Annotated in this window: 13 protein-coding genes and 1 pseudogene; 8 read left to right on the top strand and 6 right to left on the bottom strand. The window is 73.9% G+C overall.

Annotation, left to right across the window (positions count from 1 at the left end; all coding sequences use genetic code 11):
• The coding region (locus tag BAW75_RS26160) for a GNAT family N-acetyltransferase (RefSeq protein WP_244206273.1) at positions 1 to 1,218 on the bottom strand (1,218 nt) is incomplete at its 3' end.
• A gap of 98 nt (positions 1,219 to 1,316) precedes the next feature.
• Here BAW75_RS26160 and BAW75_RS26155 point away from each other — a divergent pair.
• Positions 1,317 to 1,859, top strand: a complete 543-nt coding sequence (locus tag BAW75_RS26155; protein WP_043328936.1) for a hypothetical protein — start codon at positions 1,317 to 1,319, stop codon at positions 1,857 to 1,859.
• 51 nt (positions 1,860 to 1,910) lie between these two features.
• On the opposite strand, the gene BAW75_RS26150 is transcribed toward BAW75_RS26155, so the two are convergent.
• Positions 1,911 to 2,390, bottom strand: coding sequence for a hypothetical protein (locus BAW75_RS26150; RefSeq protein ID WP_104115239.1), 480 nt, complete (start codon positions 2,388 to 2,390; stop codon positions 1,911 to 1,913).
• Positions 2,391 to 2,625: 235 nt separating this feature from the next.
• Between BAW75_RS26150 and BAW75_RS26145 the strand changes: the two are divergent.
• Positions 2,626 to 4,587 (top strand): annotated as a pseudogene (locus tag BAW75_RS26145) (propionyl-CoA synthetase); the annotation flags it as partial.
• 44 nt (positions 4,588 to 4,631) lie between these two features.
• On the opposite strand, the gene BAW75_RS26140 reads toward BAW75_RS26145, so the two are convergent.
• Positions 4,632 to 6,752 carry a M14 family zinc carboxypeptidase gene (locus BAW75_RS26140; protein ID WP_104115237.1) on the bottom strand — a complete coding sequence of 707 codons (2,121 nt, stop codon included), beginning with the start codon at positions 6,750 to 6,752 and terminating at the stop codon, positions 4,632 to 4,634.
• Positions 6,753 to 6,829: 77 nt separating this feature from the next.
• Entirely contained in the window at positions 6,830 to 9,793 is a 2,964-nt protein-coding gene (locus BAW75_RS26135; RefSeq protein ID WP_104115236.1) for an Hsp70 family protein, read from the bottom strand.
• Positions 9,794 to 9,923: 130 nt separating this feature from the next.
• On the opposite strand from BAW75_RS26135, the gene BAW75_RS26130 reads away from it, so the two are divergent.
• The gene (locus BAW75_RS26130) at positions 9,924 to 10,571 is read left to right on the top strand and encodes an MOSC domain-containing protein (protein ID WP_104115235.1); all 648 of its coding nucleotides are present in this window, start codon (positions 9,924 to 9,926) and stop codon (positions 10,569 to 10,571) included.
• 7 nt (positions 10,572 to 10,578) lie between these two features.
• Here BAW75_RS26130 and BAW75_RS26125 read toward each other — a convergent pair whose 3' ends face one another.
• Positions 10,579 to 11,088 (bottom strand): hypothetical protein, encoded by a 510-nt coding sequence (locus BAW75_RS26125; RefSeq protein WP_104115234.1) that lies wholly within the window; start codon positions 11,086 to 11,088, stop codon positions 10,579 to 10,581.
• 80 nt (positions 11,089 to 11,168) lie between these two features.
• Here BAW75_RS26125 and BAW75_RS26120 point away from each other — a divergent pair, with 80 nt between their 5' ends.
• The 5 genes from BAW75_RS26120 (at position 11,169) to BAW75_RS26100 (ending at position 15,229) form a co-directional block, all read left to right on the top strand.
• Entirely contained in the window at positions 11,169 to 12,200 is a 1,032-nt protein-coding gene (locus BAW75_RS26120; protein ID WP_208635313.1) for a questin oxidase family protein, read from the top strand.
• A 15-nt stretch (positions 12,201 to 12,215) separates the two neighbouring features.
• Positions 12,216 to 12,641 (top strand): nucleoside deaminase, encoded by a 426-nt coding sequence (locus BAW75_RS26115; RefSeq protein ID WP_104115233.1) that lies wholly within the window; start codon positions 12,216 to 12,218, stop codon positions 12,639 to 12,641.
• A gap of 77 nt (positions 12,642 to 12,718) precedes the next feature.
• Positions 12,719 to 13,615, top strand: a complete 897-nt coding sequence (locus tag BAW75_RS26110; RefSeq protein WP_104115232.1) for an IS982 family transposase — start codon at positions 12,719 to 12,721, stop codon at positions 13,613 to 13,615.
• Positions 13,616 to 13,729: 114 nt separating this feature from the next.
• The gene (locus BAW75_RS26105) at positions 13,730 to 14,518 is read left to right on the top strand and encodes a hypothetical protein (protein WP_104115231.1); all 789 of its coding nucleotides are present in this window, start codon (positions 13,730 to 13,732) and stop codon (positions 14,516 to 14,518) included.
• 30 nt (positions 14,519 to 14,548) lie between these two features.
• Positions 14,549 to 15,229 carry an SMI1/KNR4 family protein gene (locus tag BAW75_RS26100; protein ID WP_104115230.1) on the top strand — a complete coding sequence of 227 codons (681 nt, stop codon included), beginning with the start codon at positions 14,549 to 14,551 and terminating at the stop codon, positions 15,227 to 15,229.
• Positions 15,230 to 15,245: 16 nt separating this feature from the next.
• On the opposite strand, the gene BAW75_RS26095 is transcribed toward BAW75_RS26100, so the two are convergent.
• Positions 15,246 to 15,866 (bottom strand): hypothetical protein, encoded by a 621-nt coding sequence (locus BAW75_RS26095; RefSeq protein WP_104115229.1) that lies wholly within the window; start codon positions 15,864 to 15,866, stop codon positions 15,246 to 15,248.
• Positions 15,867 to 16,475 lie beyond the last annotated feature (609 nt).

Genomic DNA, 16,475 nt, shown 5'->3' with positions numbered 1-16,475 from the left:
GAAGACCTCCATGGGGGAGGGGGCGCGGTACCAGGTGAAGCCGGGCGTCAGCGCGGTCCGCGTGTCCGGGAGCAGCTCCCGGACGCGGCCGGCGGCGGCCAGCGCGTACGGGTTCGCGCCGCCGAGGTACAGCTCACCGAGCGCGCGTACGTCACACGCCAGCCCGGCCTGTGCGGTGGTGGGCGTGCACTCCGCCCCGTCCGGGCCGCCGACCAGCCGCCAGCGGCCGGTGTTCTCCTTCAGCAGCTCGTCGGTGACCTCGATCACCACGTCCACGTCAGCGGCGTAGCGCCGGGCGGCGAGCGCGGCCGGCACGTCCACCACCCGCACCCAGAGCGCGTCGGCGAGATGCGGGGAGAGCTGGCGGGGTTCGTCCACCAGCCGCAGCAGCGGCTCGTCCAGGGCCGCGATCGGGAACGACAGCCGCCGGGTCAGGTCGACCGAGAGCAGCAGGCGCCACAACGCCGTGTACGCCTCCGGCGTCAGCGCCACCACCTCGCCGACCTGCGTCTCGGCCTGCGGGCCGGTGGCCGTCGAGCTGTCCTTCGTCCGGTAGAGCGCGTATCCGTCGAGCCCGCCGGGGCCCTCGTGCAGCAGCACCCGGCGTTCGGTGGCGCCGCCCCGGTGCGCCTTGAGGTCCGCCAGCAGGTACGACCACCAGCGCTCGTCGCGGCGGGACCAGCCGGGGCGGTCGGCGCGCGCCTGCTCGTACAGCCGGGCCAGCTCGTCCCGGCGCGCCTCCGGACGGTCCAGACGCAGCCTGCCCTCGGCGGGCGCCGGGGCGGGCAGGCGCAGCCCCGTGGTGTCCACGGACAGCATGTACCGCGGTGCCGCCGACCCGTAGCCGAAGCGGGGATAGATGCGGCCCTCGCTGGCCCAGAGCACCGCGATCGGTTCCCGGCCGGCGTCGCGGACGTCCCGCAGCTGGCGGTGCATCAGCGCGGTGAGCAGGCCGCGCCGCCGGTGCGTCGGCGCGACAGCGACCATCGTCACGTGCGCGGCCGGCACGTTCGCGCCGGGTACCGCGAGCTCGCGGCTGAACGCGGCGGCGTTTGCCACGACCGTCCCGCCGTCGCGGACCAGTAACGACCGGTCCGGCTCGAAGATCGGGCGTTCGAGCGCCTGCACGTCGGGGTCCAGATCGCCGTGGAAGGCCAGCGCCAGCAGCGCCGCGATGTCGTCGAAGTCCTCAGCCCGGGATACCAGCACGTCAGTCACCGCACGTGTGTATCGCACCGCGATGGGGGTCGGCACCCTATTTGCGGGCTGGCTACCCTCGGAAGCGAGGCCGGGATCGGCCGAGGGGGAGGACGAGGATGGCGGACCAGACACAGCCATGGGCCGAGCGCACCGTGGAGGTGCCGCCCCAGCCGGGGGTGGTGCCCCCGCAGCGGGACGCGTTCCAGCGCGGGGTGGCGGCGGTCGGTCAGCCGCGCACGCGGCGTACGCCCCGCACCGAGCAGTTCCCCACCGTCGAGCAGCACGGCGACTGGGCCGGTGAGCCGGCGCCGCGCCGGCCGATGAGCTGGCATCTCGCCCAGGCCCGCAAGGGCGGGGAGCTGAGCGCCGCCGGGGCCCTGTTCGCGTTCGTCTGCTGGGGCATCTGGGCGATCTCCGGGCGGGGCAACCTGATCGCGCCGCTGCTCACGTTCGTGCTCAGCCTGCTCACCGCGGTCGGCCTGTTCGCGCTGGCCCGGCTGCTCGGCCGGCTGATCCTGGAACGGCAGCTCGGCCGGGTGCGCCGCAGCGCCAAGGGTGCTCACCTGGTCACCGCGTTGTTCCTGGTCGGCGTGGGGGTGGCGTACCTGCAGCAGACCGAGTGGGTGGTCTCCGCCTGGAACTGGGTGACAGGCGTCTAGGTGACTGTCGTCCGTCCGGCGCGCGCCGGACGGACGACAGGGGCGTCGGCGTCAGAAGGTGGTCGGCGCGCCGGCCGTCTTGCAGGCGGCGTTGATGTCCTTGCTGGCCTTCTCCATGGCGGGGTTGTCGGCGGCGGTGCCCGGGTCGGCGGCTGAGCCCGCCTTGGCGGCCTCCGCGGCGAACTCCTTCAGGGCGGTGGCCGCCTTGCCGTCGCCGGCGGTCCCGGCGAGCTGGGTCACCCGGTCACCGAGCTCGGTCAGGATCGCGCCGGTCTGCTTCGTCAGGTCGCCGCCCGACTGCACGGCGGTCATGAGCTTCGCCCGCATGTCCTTGTTGATCTTCTCTGCGGCGGTGCAGAGTTCCTTGTCGCTCACGGCGGCCGCCGACGGCGAGGGGGCAGCCGACGAGGGCGCGGCGGAGGCCGAGGTGGCCGCCGGCCCGGCCGTGGTCGAGGGCTTCTCGTCGCCGCACGCGGCGAGCCCCAGCACGGCACAGGTCAGGAGGATCGGCAAGATCCGATTGGTTTTCACGCCTGCGCACGCTAGTCGACAGCCGTCGTCGATCAAACTCGGTTTGCCCCGGGATGCGCGGGCGGGCGGCATTCGCGCCGCCCGCCCGCGTGCCCGGCCGCGGTACGCCGCGACACCGGTCGTCTCTCCACCAGGACCGTGCTGGGTTACCCCGCCCCACGGGCTTCATCCGTCGCCCGTTGGGCTGAGCGGCCACCGCCCACCGCCGTGAGCGGCCGTTCAGCGAGCCGGGCCGTGCTTCCGGCGCACCGGACCCGTCCGGCCGTCGTGCCGGCGGTGCGCCGCGGCGCAGCATGACGGTATGGGCGCGTATCGATCAGCGTACGAGCGGAGCATCGCCGACCCGGCCGGTTTCTGGCGGGACGCGGCGGCCGACATCGACTGGGTCATCCCGCCGGAGCACATCCTCGACGAGGAGGCGGCGCCGCTGTACCGCTGGTTCCCCGACGGGGTGCTGAACACCTGTCACAACGCGCTGGACCGGCACGTCGCCGCCGGGCGTGGCGACCAGCCCGCGTTGATCCACGACAGCCCGGTGACCGGCACGGTCCGCACGCTCACCTACGCCGAACTGCTCGCCGAGACCGCCCGGTTCGCCGGTGCGCTGCGCCGGCTCGGCGTCGGCCGGGGCGACCGGGTGCTGCTCTACCTGGCGATGGTCCCGGAGGCGGTGATCGCCATGCTGGCCTGCGCCCGGATCGGCGCGGTGCACTCGGTGGTATTCGGCGGCTTCGCCGCGCACGAGCTGGCCGTCCGGATCGACGACGCGCGGCCGAAGGTGGTGGTGGCGACCTCCTGCGGCATCGAGGCCGACCGGGTGGTGCCGTACCACCCGATCCTGGCCGCCGCGCTGGACGAGGCCGCGCACGCGCCGGAGCGGTGCGTGGTGGTGCAGCGCCCGCAGGAACCGGCGCCGCTGGTGCCGGGCCGCGACCTGACCTGGGCCGAGGTGATGGCGGACGCGGAACCGGCGTCGTGCGAGCCGGTGGCCGCCACGGACCCGCTCTACGTCCTCTACACCTCCGGCACCACCGGCCGGCCCAAGGGCGTGGTGCGGGACAACGGCGGGCACGCGGTGGCGTTGCGCTGGTCGATGCGCAACGTCTACGGCATCGAGCCGGGCGAGGTCTTCTGGGCCGCCTCCGACGTGGGCTGGGTGGTCGGCCACTCCTACATCGTGTACGCGCCGCTGCTCACCGGCGCGACCACCGTGCTCTACGAGGGCAAGCCGGTCGGCACCCCCGACGCCGGGGCGTTCTGGCGGGTCGCCGCCGAGCACCGGGTGGCCGCCCTGTTCACCGCGCCCACCGCGATCCGGGCGATCCGCCGCCAGGACCCGGACGGCGCGCACATCGACCGGTACGACCTGAGCGCGCTGCGTACCCTCTTCCTCGCCGGTGAGCGGCTGGACCCGGACACCTGGGCCTGGGCGGGGCAGCGGCTCGGCGTACCCGTTGTCGACAACTGGTGGCAGACGGAGACCGGCTGGCCGGTGGCGGCCAACCCGCGCGGCCTGGAGCCGCTGCCGATCAAGCCGGGGTCGCCGACGGTGCCGGTGCCCGGCTACGACGTGCGCGTGGTCGACGGCGCGGGCCGGGACGTGCCGCCCGGCACGGACGGCTCGATCGTGATCCGGCTGCCGCTGCCGCCCGGCTGCCTGCCCACGCTCTGGGGTGACGACGAGCGGTTCGTCCGCTCCTACCTGTCCACGTTCCCCGGCCACTACCTGACCGGTGACGGCGGCCGGTTCGACGAGGACGGCTACCTGTACGTGATGGGCCGCACCGACGACGTCATAAACGTGGCCGGGCACCGCCTGTCCACCGGCGCGATGGAGGAGGTCCTGGCGACGCACCCGGCGGTGGCCGAGTGCGCGGTGATCGGCGTGGCCGACGCGCTGAAGGGGCAGGTGCCCAGCGGGTACGTGGTGCTCAAGGCCGGCGCCGACGTGGACCCGGACGCGCTCGCCGCCGAACTGGTCGCGCTGGTCCGGCAGCGGATCGGCCCGGTGGCCGCGTTCCGCCGGGTGACAGTGGTGCCGGCGCTGCCCAAGACCCGTTCCGGGAAGATCCTGCGGCGCACCATGCGGGGCCTGGTCGAGGGGCGCGACGAGCCGGTCCCGGCGACCATCGACGACCCGGGCGCGCTCACCGTCTTCCGCGACCTCGGCGCCGCGGACCGGGACGGGCAGGGCTGACGCGGTCCCCGGACGGACTTCCACCGGCCGGGGACCGCCTGCCCTCAGCGCCGGACCGGGTTGCTCGCCGCGTAGTCGCGGGCGACGCGGACCAGCTCCACCAGGCCGCCGGCGTACTCCTGCGCCTCGCCGTGCGCCTCGTCGAACGGCGGCTGGAAACCGACGCCCTCCCACTGGCCGGTGGCCTCGTTCCACCTGTCGTTGCCGACCTCGAAGTCCCAGGCGAAGATGCCCAGCTCGTAGTAGAGCTGGTCGGCCGAGTTGCCGGCCGCCGAGTAGAGCACGTCGGCGACCGGGCCGGTCTGCGACGGCCAGGTGACGGTGCCGCGCTCGGCCGCGATGGCCCCGACGATGCGCCGGGCGCTGGCCAGGAACAGCGTCGACTCGTCGATCGACGGGCGCGGCAACGTCACCCGCCCGTCGGCCCTGTACGCCCCGGGCGGCCACATGAAGTAACCGCCGTACGAGTGCACGTTCATCGCGAACTTGATGTTCGGGTGCGCCTTGGCCAGGTCGATCACGTTGCGGCTCTCCGGCTCGGACAGCTCCGCCGTGCCCGCGTAGTTGCCGGCCAGGCAGTTCGTGCTCGCGCCCACGTACCCGTCGAACAGGGATCCGACCGTGTAGTTCCGGTTGACGTCGACGCCCCACATGTTCCGGTACTTCGGGTCCCGCGCTTCACCGGCGCAGTGGTTGACCAGGTTCTTGCGCTGGAAGTTGTAGTCGTGGAACGAGTAGTTCGCGCCGTCCGGGTTGACCGTCGGGATGACGAACACGTCCACCTGCTCCAGCAGCTTGCGGGTCGCCGCGTCGGTGCGGGCGTTGGCGAGCAGCCGCTCGGCGAACTCCAGCGTGACGAGCGGGGTGGCCCACTCGCGGGCGTGCTCCTGCGAGTACGCCAGCACGCCGATCCGGGAGCCGTCACGGTGCTTGCCGATGCGCAGTGCCTGCACCGTCCACGGCCGGGCCGGCACCTCGGTGCCCTGCAACCCGTCGTCGAGGCGTACCGGCCCGGTGACCGGCATCGGCAGCCCGGCCGAGCCCTCCTCCACAGTGGCCCGGAAGCGGGCGCCGCGCGGCGCGTTGATCAGGGCGGCCACGTCGTCGGTGGTGCTCGTCACCTTGCCCGCCCGGTCGGTGGCCAGCGAAATCGTGAGCACCCGGTCCCGGTAGCGCATGCTCAGCGGCCGGCTCGGCCGGCCCGGGTCGACGGTGCGTACCTGCACGCCGTTCATGCCCTGGTCGCCGAAGCGGACCGACTCCACCACCACGGCGGCGGCCGCCGGGTCACCCAGGTAGGCGGCGGCGTTGCGTCGGTAGCCCTGCGTCTTGTTCGGCAGGTCGATCACGTCGACCAGGTCGCGGTACTGGCGGCCGAGCCGGGCGATGCGCGCCTTGATGCCCAGCGGCGTCAGGTACGCGTCGATGAAGTCCTTCTGGTAGCCGGCCGGCTGCGGCGGCGGGGAGGCGTTCGGCCAGAGCGACGGCGTGACCGGCCGGCTCGTTCCGCCCAGGCTGGACGTGGCGGTGAACTGCACGGGCCGGCCGGGCGCCGGCTGCGGCAGCGCGTAGTGGTACTGGTATTCGCCCGAGTCCTCGAAGCGGTACAGCGGGAACGAGCCGGTTGCGCCGTCGGCGGTACGCCAGGTGACGGTGATCTCCACGTCGGGGTCGTCGCTGGCGGTGGTGGCGACCTGCGCCTGGACGAACGTCCGCCCGCCGGTGGTCCACCAGTACGCCTGGAGGAACTGGAGCGTGTCGACAGCGGCGGCGCCGCTCGCGCGCAGCCCGGCGCGGGTGCGCTCCTGGGCGGCGCGGCGGCTCTCGGCGATCCGCCGGGTGCCGTCGTCGGCCCGCTGTACGACCTGCAGGGCGGTCGCGCCCTGCCGGGTGAGGTCGGTGAGCTGCCGGCCGGTGAGGACCAGGTCGGCGATCAGCTTGCCGTCCCGCGAGCGGGGACGGTTGGCCAGGTCCGCGCCGCCGGCGACCAGGCGGTCGAGCTGCGCCCGGTCGGCGAGCTGCACGCGGACCAGCGCGGTCTCGGTGGGCGCGAGGGTGAGCGCGGGGGCGGCCGGCGCGGCGGCGCCGGGGCCGGGATGGGACAGGACAGCGGCGATCAGGATGCTGGTGGTGGCGAGCGCGGTCCACCGTCGTCGGACGAACACGGGGCCTCCTGACGAACGTCGATCTCTCTGCCGTTCACACCAGCCGAGGCATCGATCGCTGTCAAGCTCACTTCCGGTCAGCCGGCGAACCGGTACAACCGGAACTCCTTCTCCGCGCCGCACACCAGCATCTCGGTGTTCCACGAGCAGGACTCGCTGCGGATCTGCTTGAGCTGCCCCATCTCGACCGGCTTGCCGTCCACCGCCGTCCCGGCGAGGACGCGGTCGTCCTCGTACGCGCTCGGCGCCTCGGAGAAGATCAGCAGGTTGCCGGCGTCCAGCCGGACCGCGAACCCGTCCCGGTCCCGCAGCACCTTCGCCGTGCCGTCCGGCGCGAACAGCGTCACCGCGTCCGGCGAGCCCTGCACGGCCAGCACGTGCTCACCGACCGGCACCAGCGACTCGGTGCCCGGCGCCGGCCACTGCCGGTTGCCCTCACCCTCGGTCGCCGCCACCACCCGGGTGCCGTCGGCGCCGCCGGCGGGCGTCTCCAGCAGGCACACGCGACGTTCGCCGCAGGTGACCAGATCCTTCACCCGGCCGCCCTGCTCCGGCGCCTCGTACAGCACGCCGGGCGTGCCGAGGCTGCCCAGGTCGTAGGAGAGCAGCCGCAGGCCACGGTCGTCCTCCGCCACGTACAGCCGGTCGTCGCGGGCGGCCATCGGGTCGTCGAGGCCGGCCACGTTGCCCCGGTCCTTGAGGACCTTTCCGCTGCGCAGGTCCAGGACCCGGACCGAGCGGTCCGCGCCGACCTGCACCAGCCGGTCCGCCTTCCCCGCCCACGGGGCGAGCGGCGAGCCCTCGGCGTCACCGGGCCCGTCCAGCGCCGCGCCGGTGCCGACCGGCAGCACCTTCGTACGGGCGTCGCCGTACTCGGTGCGCGGGTTGCGCCGCTCCCACCGCTGCCGGCCGTCGTCCAACCGCAGCCCGACCAGGCGCTCGCCGGCCCGGTCCACCCGGACCACCGTGTCGGCCCCGAAGAACAGCGCGTCGTCGCGGCCCACGTCCGTCTGCCAGCGCTGCTCGCCGGAGTCGCCGTCGAGCACCGCGAGCACGCGCGGAGTGCCGCCGCCGGTGGCGTCGCCGAGGACGAGCAGCCCGTCGGGCAGCGCCCGGATCCCCGCCCACCGCTGCGTGGCCGCGTCGGTCCGCTTCTCCCAGACCGTCCTGCCGGTGGCCGCCTCGACGGCCGTCACGTGGAGGTGGTCGTCGGGCAGCGAACGGGCCAGGTAGGCGCGCTCCCCGAGCGTCGCGGTGAACATCTGGTCCGGCCGCGTGTCACCGGCGGCCACCGTCCTCACCAGCTCGGCGGTGTGGAAGTCCAGCGCCGGGTGCCGGTCCCGGAACACCCAGAGCAGCACCGACGCCGCCACGGCGACGACCACGAGACCCGCGCCGAGCGCGATCCACCGGCCGCGCCGGGGCCGGCCGCCGCCGGGCCGGACACCGCCCGGAGCGGGGGAGAAAGGCGCCCCGGGTACGCCGGGACCGGGCCCCGCCGGTGGCCATCCACCGCCGGGCGGCGGCATCCCGGGTACGCCGGGACCGGCGTGGTGCGCGGCGGGCGCTGCCCCCGGCGGCACGAAACCGGGGACGCCCGGAGTGCCGTCGTACCTCGGGTGCGGGACCGGACCTCCGGCGAGCGGCGTGCCGTCGTACCTGGTGGCGGGGGTCTGCGGGACGGGCCCGTCGGCGACCAGCGTGCCGTGCGGTCCGGCGGAGGCCGCGTCCGTACCGCCGAGCGGCGCGGTCGGGTTCGTCCTGGTCGCACCGGCGGGGACCGTGGCGGCGCTCGCCGTGCCGGCGTCGGTCCCGCCCGGCGCGGGCCCTGTCGGTTCGGGCTGCGTGGGCACGGGCTGGGCCGACGCGGGCTGGACCGGCACGGCGGGGCGCCCGGACCGCCGGGGCAGCGGCAGGTCGGTGAGCGCGCCCTCGGCGACCGGCATCTCCGGCTGCTCCAGCACCGTCGGCGCGATGCCCAGCTCGGCGTGCAGCAGCCGGGCCACCAGCGGCACCCGGGTCGACCCGCCGACCAGGAACAGGCCGCTGAGCTGTTCCGGGCGCAACCCGGCGGCGGCGGTCACCTCCCGGGTCTCCGTCACCGCCCGGGCCAGCAGCGGCGCGGCCAGGCGTTCGAAGTCCTCCCGGGTCAGCGGCACCGCCGCCTCCACCCCCGGTACGGCCACCGGCGCCACCAGGGCCCGGGACAGCATCTCCTTCGCGCCGCGCACGTTGTCCCAGAGCTGCTGGCGGTCCCGCCGCTCGGCGGTCGTCGTCGCCTCGGTCAGCCGGGCCCACTCACGCGGGTGGGCCGGGCCGACCAGCTCGCCGAGCCGCCCGAGCAGGGCCGCGTCCAGGTCCAGGCCGCCGAGGTCGGGAATCCCGCCGGTAGCGACCAGCTGGAAGCCGGAGTCGCCCCACGGGTCGGCGCCCTCGTTGCGCAGCACCGCCACGTCGAGCGTGCCGCCGCCGAAGTCGAACACCGCCACCGAACCGCCCACCGGCACCGGCCGGCGCAGCACCTGCGTGAAGTAGCGCGCCGCGGCCACCGGCTCGCGCAGCAGGCGGGTGCCGGGCGCGATCGGCCCGGCCAGCGTGTGCTCGGCCGCGGCCGGCCAGCCGGCGAGTTCCAGCGCGTCGTGCAGCACCTGACGGCGGGCCGGCGTCCAGGCCGCCGGGTGGGTGACCACCGCCGGGGGCAGCATCCCGACCGCCGCCACCGCCGCGTCCGCGACCGCGCGCAGCGTCGCGGCCAGCAGCTCCGCCGGCCGGTACGCCCGCCCGCCCAGCTCGACGGTCTCTTCGTCGACCCGGCGCTTCGGGTTCGGCTCGTAGCCGGCCGGGTCGGCCTGCGCCAGGCGCTGCGCGTCCCGCCCGACGTGCAGGTGACCGTCCGCGTCGGCGTACACGCCGGACGGCAGGATCGGATGGCCGTCGACGAGCACCGGCCGGGTCCGCCCGTCCGGCCAGCGCAGCACCGCCACGGTGTTCGAGGTCCCGAGGTCCACGCCGAGGGCGAAACCGTCCTGCTGGCCTGCCATCCGCGGCTACCTCCACCACCCGACGAGGATGTCCGGCCCGCATCGTACGCAGGCCACGCCGCCTCGCCGTTCACCCGGCCCGGGGGAATGGACTGGCCCGTCCGGCCCCGCGCCGCATACCGTCGCCGTCATGAGGGTGATCTCCGTAAACGTGGGCCGACCGCAACCGAACCCGTGGAAGGGCATCGGGGCCACCGGCATCGACAAGCGGCCCGTGGACGGCCGGGTCGCCGTCACCGCGCCCGGACCGAAGGGCACCGGCGATGTCGGGCTGGCCGGCGACCGGGTCTACGACGTGGCCCACCACGGCGGCACCGACCAGGCGGTCTACGCGTACGCGCGGGAGGATCTCGACCACTGGGAGGCCGAGCTGGACCGCCCGCTCGCCGACGGCAGCTTCGGCGAGAACCTGACCACCAGCGGGCTGGACGTCAACGGCGCGCTGATCGGCGAGCGGTGGCGGATCGGCCCGGACCTGGTGCTGGAGGTCACCTGCCCGCGCATCCCCTGCGGGACGTTCCAGGGGTGGCTGGGCGAACGCGGCTGGATCAAGCGGTTCACCGAGGAGGTACGGCCCGGGGCGTACCTGCGGGTGATCACGCCGGGCAGCGTCGGGGCCGGCGACCCGGTCGAGGTCGTGCACCGGCCCGGCCACGACGTGACGGTGGCGCTGGTGTTCCGGGCCACGACGCTGGACACGGAGCTGCTGCCCCGGCTGCTGGTGGCCGACGCGCTGCCCGAGGAGGACATGGCACGGATCCGCCGCCGCCTGTCCTGACCGGCCGTCAGGGCTGTCCGCGTCCGGTCCGCCGCCTGGCCGCCACCACCAGCCCGGCGGCGGCGAGCGCCGCCACCGTCACGCCGCCGACGATCCACCAGGCAGGCGGTCCCGCGGCCCGCGTCCGCTCAGCCGTGGCGACGGACGGCGTGGTGGCCGCCGGCGGGCTCGACAGCTCGCGGATTCCGGCGCACACGCCGGTGGCGCCACCATACGAGTTCACCCGGTACCGGGTGCCGAGGCGGAAGGCGTAGCCGCAGGCGGCCTCGCCGGGCGAGACGCGCAGCGTGAGGCTGTTCCCGACCTGGGCGCCGCCCTTCTCGACGGACTCGACGGTGAGCCGGATCGCCCTGTCGGTCACCTGCGAGACGGTGCCGACGACGGTGCTGTCGAGGTTGGCGTCCTGTTCGGTGGTGGACCCGACGCACGAGCACGCCCACGCGGGTTTCGGGGGTGACATGACGACGACGAGGCCGAGAGCTGCCAGGGCGACGACAAGCAGGGCACGAAGTCTCATGGCCGCTTCGACGTCGTCCGATCCCCGCCGGTTCCGCGCCGCTTGACGTCAACCGGACTTCAGGTCGGACGCTTGCCGACGTGCTGAACTCCGTACTCGACGAGGCGTACGAGCGCGTACGCCACACCGGTCCCGAGCGCGACGGGTGGCTGTCCAACCACGTGCCGATGGCGGCGGAGGCGCTGGTGCGCCACGGCCACGGGCGGGCGGTGCACCGCTGGATCGACGCGTACGCCGACCGGCTGGAGGAACGCCCGCGCGGCATCCGGCGTATCGCACCCGCGGAGTGGCGCGACCCGCTCGGCGACCCGGTGCGTACCGGCGACTGGCTCGACCTCTTCGACCGCGAGCTGGCCGGCGAGCCGTGGCGCGACGTGCTGGCCCGCTGGTGGCCTCGCCTGTTGCCGGGCATCGCCGCCGGCGCCACCCACGGTGTCATCCGCGTCGGCCACGCCGTACGCGCCCTGCTCGACGCCGAGACCGGACCGCGGGTCACCGAACTCGGCCACGGGCTCGCCTACTGGGCCGCCCGCTGGCAGCCGCTCGCGCCGCCAGGCGCCGGGCCGTATCCGATGACCGACGCGCGGTCCGCGCTCGACGCGGTGCCGCGCGTACCCGACCAGCGGTTCGGCATCCGGGCGCGCCTGGCGCAACTGGCCGATCTGACCCGGTGGCCGGCGGTGGCGGCGGCGGTGCCCGGCGACGCGGCCGACGACGCGCCCACCCGGCTCGCGGCGGTCGTTGACGCCGCCGTGCTCCGGCACGGCACCCACGGGTACGCCGCCCCGGTCATGCTCGTGCACGCGGCGACCGCGCCGAACGCCGTGCTGCGGACGCTCCCGGCCCTGCCGCCGGCGCTCTGGCGGCCGAGCCTGGCGGCCGCCTGGGCGGCGGCCGCCGCCGTCACCGCCGCCTACGCCCCGGCCGGGGCGCGTGCCCTCCCACCGGCCGCCGGGCCGGAACTCGGCGAGGTCATGGCGCGGGCGCTGGACACCGGGGACGCGCACGCGATCAAATTCATCGACACCCTGAGCGATGCGTACGCCCGCAGCGGTGACCCGGACCTGCGCGCCGTCGCCGCCCGATCCGTCGAGCAGATCGCCGCCGACTGACCACCAGGAGAGCCGATGACCCCCGACGACGAAGCGTTCCTGCGCCGCGCCGTGGAACTCGCCGACCGGGCCGGCGCGTCCGGCGAGCGGCCGTTCGCGTCGCTGCTGGTCGGCGCGGACGGCACCGTCCTGATCGAGGACCACAACACGGTGGTCTCCGATCGGGACGTCACCGCGCACCCGGAGCTGAAGCTGGCCCGCTGGGCCGCCCGGCAGCTCGCCCCCGAGGCGGCGGTCGCCACCACCATGTACACCAGCTGCCAGCCCTGCCCGATGTGCACCGTGGCGATCAACGCATCAGGCCTCGGCCGGGTCGTGTACGCGCTGTCCACCGAGCAGTTCGAGCAGGTCAAACCGGCCACCCCGGCGCCGCGCCCGGTGCGGTACGACGGACCGGCGATGTTCGACGAGGCGCGCCGGCCGATCGAGGACCACTACTAGATGATTGAGTCCGAAGTCTTGGCTGTACGGCAGCGCGGGCTTGACTCGGACATGGCGAAGGGTATCGATGTCAGTTTGTGAAGACAGACCTCGATACCCTTCTGACCGCACTCTACGTGTTCCTCGACGATCACGTCATCGGCCGCCGCCGGATCGGTCGCCCGCCCCTGCTGTCCGACGCCGAACTGCTCTGCCTGGCCATCGCGCAGGTCCTGCTGGACTTCCCCCGTGAACGGCGCTGGATCCGCTACGCCCGCAAGCACCTGCGCCATCTGTTCCCCTACATCCCCGACCAGCCCGGATACGGCAAACGGCTACGAGCCGCCGGCCCGCTGATCGCCGCGGCGATCCGGCACCTGGCCGAGAACACCCCCACCGGTGCACCGATCCTGCGGCTGGTCGACTCCACCCCGGTGCCCTGCGGAGCCTCCCGCGAGACCGCCAGACGCTCCGACCTGGCAGGCGACGCCGGCTACGGCTACTGCGCCTCGCACACCCGCTACTTCTGGGGCATGCGCCTGTACCTGGTCACGACCGTTGAGGGCATGCCGGTGACCTGGTGCCTGGCCAACCCGAAACTCGACGAACGCGACGTCATGGCCGCCCTGCTGGAAGTCGACCACCACCTCGTCCAGGCCGGGCAGGTAATCCTCGCCGACCGGGGCTTCGCCGGCCAGACGTTCGAGACGTTCCTCGACAACCTCAGCGTCCACCTGGTCCGACCCGCCCGCAAGGGCACATCCGACCCAGCCGCGAGCCCCGCCGAACGGCGCCTGCTGCACATGCGCCAGTGGATCGAAGCGATCTTCGACACCCTCAAAGGCCAGCTCAGCCTCGAACAACACGGCGCACGCCGTCGACACGGCATCTACGCCCGCGTCGGCCAGCGCCTGCTCGCGATGGCCACCTGCATCTGGCACAACACCGACACCGGCGCACCCAGAAAACGATCACTCATCGCATACGACCACTGACCAGCCCGAACTTCGGACTCAATCATCTAGGAGGCGGCGCTCCGGTCCCCGCGCCGGGCACCCGGGGGGCGCGTGATGGCTACGCTGAGCCGCACTACTTCAGGGGGTGGGCCGGTGCGGCATCGGCTGCGGCACGTCGCGGTGGTCCTGCTCGGCGCGGTGCTGCTCGGCACTGTCGGTCTGGCCGCCGGGTCCTGGTACGGCGGCCGGGGCGGCGGCCCGGTCAGCCTCGACAAGGCGCAGAGCGCGGCCCGGGAACTGCTCCCCGGGACCGAACCGATCGGCTCGCTCACCGCGCTCGGCTACCGATACGGCGTCGCGCTGGCGGCCGACGACCTCGGCGGGAATCAGGTCGAACTCCAGTACGGCGGCGGCACGGACTGCGCGCTGTCCGAGCGGCTGCGGGCGGTCGCCGAGACGCGGGGGTGGCGGGAGTTCCGCGACGTGCCGGGTTCCCGGTGTGACGGCTGGCGGGCCGAGAGAGACGGAATGGCGCTCACGCTCACCCACCTGGCGGCCGGGCCGAGGTTGAGCATTGAACCGGCCGCGCCCCGCGGGTTCCTCGCCGCCACGATCACCGGCGCCCTGCTCGGCGCAGCCGCCGGCGCGGCCCTGTTCTGGCTGCTGGCGCGGAGGCAGCCGCGCGTACCCCGGCTGGTGGGCGTGCTGGTGACTGTCGCCCTGCTCCCAGGCGCCGCGATGACCTGGACGGACCTGGCCACGGACGGGCTCGCCGAGCCGGTGTGGCCGCTCTGGCAGGCGCTGGCGCCCGCGCTGGTGCCGGCCGCGCTCGTGCTCCTTCTGGTGGTCGTGATCGTTCTCGCGAAGCGACAAAAGCCGGCCGCCGCGCCCGCCGCCGACGCCAAGCCGGCCGCGCGGGCGGGCAGCCCGGGTGCCGGCTGACGGCCCCGCGGGACTGGTACCGTCCCGCGCGTGACGAGCGCCGACTGGTCCGACGTACGCGAGCGGCTGGCACGACTGGCCGCCGCGCCCGGCGCTCGTGAGGTGTTCGGCGCCGCGAGTCACGGCTGGCGGCTCGAACCGCCGCTGCGCGCCGGGGAACTGGCCGAAGCGGAGGCCCAACTCGGAGTGGAGCTGCCCGGCGAGTACCGGTCCTTCCTGCTGGAGGCGGGGCGAGGCGGCGCGGGGCCCGCCTACGGGCTCTTCCCGATGCGCCGGCTCGACGGACTGTGGCAGTGGGACGGCGACGGCGCCGACCTCACCGACCGCGGCACTCTCGGCCGGCCCTTTGCGCATGTCGAGCCGTTCAACCCGGCCGACGGTCTGCCCGGCCCGCCGGACGAGGACGACTACTCCTCGGAGGAGGAGTTCAACGCGGCCGAGGACGCCTACTGGGAACAGCACGAGGCCGCCGTCTTCGCGCCGGAACACTCGGTCGGCCTGCTGTACCTGTGTCACGTCGGCTGCGCGCTGCGGGAGGCGCTTGTCGTGACCGGTCCGGCGCGCGGCCGGATGTGGGCGGACGACACCGCCGCGGACGGCGGTTTCCAGCCGCTCGACGACCACGACGGGACGCCGCTCGGCTTCGCCCGCTGGTACCGGCGATGGCTGGAGCAGGCAGAGGGTCAGGTCGCTCAGTCAGGGTGGCATTAGTCGAACCACGGTGGCTCTAGTCGAACCACACCACCAGGCGCACGCCGTCATCGCCGAAACGCTGCCCGAGCGCGCGCATGACGGCGAAGACGTGCTCCCATCCGGTGCCCGGCCCGAGCACGTCGTGCCGGGTCATCAACGGTCCGTACTCGACGGTGACCCCGCCTACGTCCCAGCGACCCGGTGCCGCCTCGACGGGAGAGGCGCCGACAGGGGGAACGCCGTACTTCTCGACGAACTCGCCGGGCCATTCGTCGTCTACCCGGAACCTGCGCAGCAGCGGCGGATCCTCCACCTGCAGCAGCCCGCGAGCAAGGGGCACGACCGACATGTCGAGGTCGCGTAACTCGGCCCAGGACACCCAGCTCGCGCCATGAACGGCCGAGTCCAGCCGCCGGCCCTTCTCATGGCTGCCGCGTATCGCACTCGACACGTCCGCCGGGAGGCCACGCTCAGCCGCGGCCGGCTCCCAGCGGAGCCAGTTCCGCACGCCGAAGAGGCAGGCGAAGGCATCTACGTCGTCGTTCAGGTAGAGCGGGGCGATCGGCATCAGGCACACCCACGGCTCCCACTCGTACCAGTCCTCATCCGCGAAGGGGTGCCAGACCTCGACGAAGCCATAGATGTCGGTTCCCACGGCGACAGGCTAGTGGATGCGGCCCAGGCCGGAATTCGCCTCTGACCTGGCCCGGAGGTCGGTGGTGCGGGCGACGGGAATCGAACCCGCACCGTCAGTTTTGGAATACCGTCTTCGGCTGACCTGATCTGTCTGGACGCCTGGCCAGCGGCGGTCGGTTCGCCGCCCGGCAGGGGCCCACCCTGCAGCCGATGACGTTCAGCCACACGTTTTTCCGCGCAGCCGGAGCAAGTGTGGCGGATCCTCACTGGCGTCGCGGGGTACCCGGCGCTGCTGACCAAGGTCGAAGCGACTGAGCTGCTTCACAGCCAAGCGTTCGGGCCGGGTACGAGCTGGCAGGAGACCCGCAGTCCGCATCAGTGGGCCAGTAGCGGCGACCGGAAGGGGTCACGAAAAGGCGTGTCCGTCCTACTGGCCTGACATCCGTCACCATCTCCACCTGATGCAAGGGCACCCGGCCCCGCATTGTACGCAGCCCCGACCGAGGGTCGGTCGCTGGTCGTGCCGATACGCGGAATAGGAAGATCGTTGTCGGGTTTCTGTCTTCTATGGACAGCGGTCCATCGATAGCATTTTGCGGTCCATCGGTCCTGTCGGATCCGCAGGAAG

The organism is Micromonospora chalcea, from assembly GCF_002926165.1.
Lineage (GTDB): Bacteria > Actinomycetota > Actinomycetes > Mycobacteriales > Micromonosporaceae > Micromonospora > Micromonospora chalcea.
The sequence above is the reverse complement of the archived record's forward strand: the minus strand, read 5'-3'. Positions and strand labels throughout refer to the sequence as shown.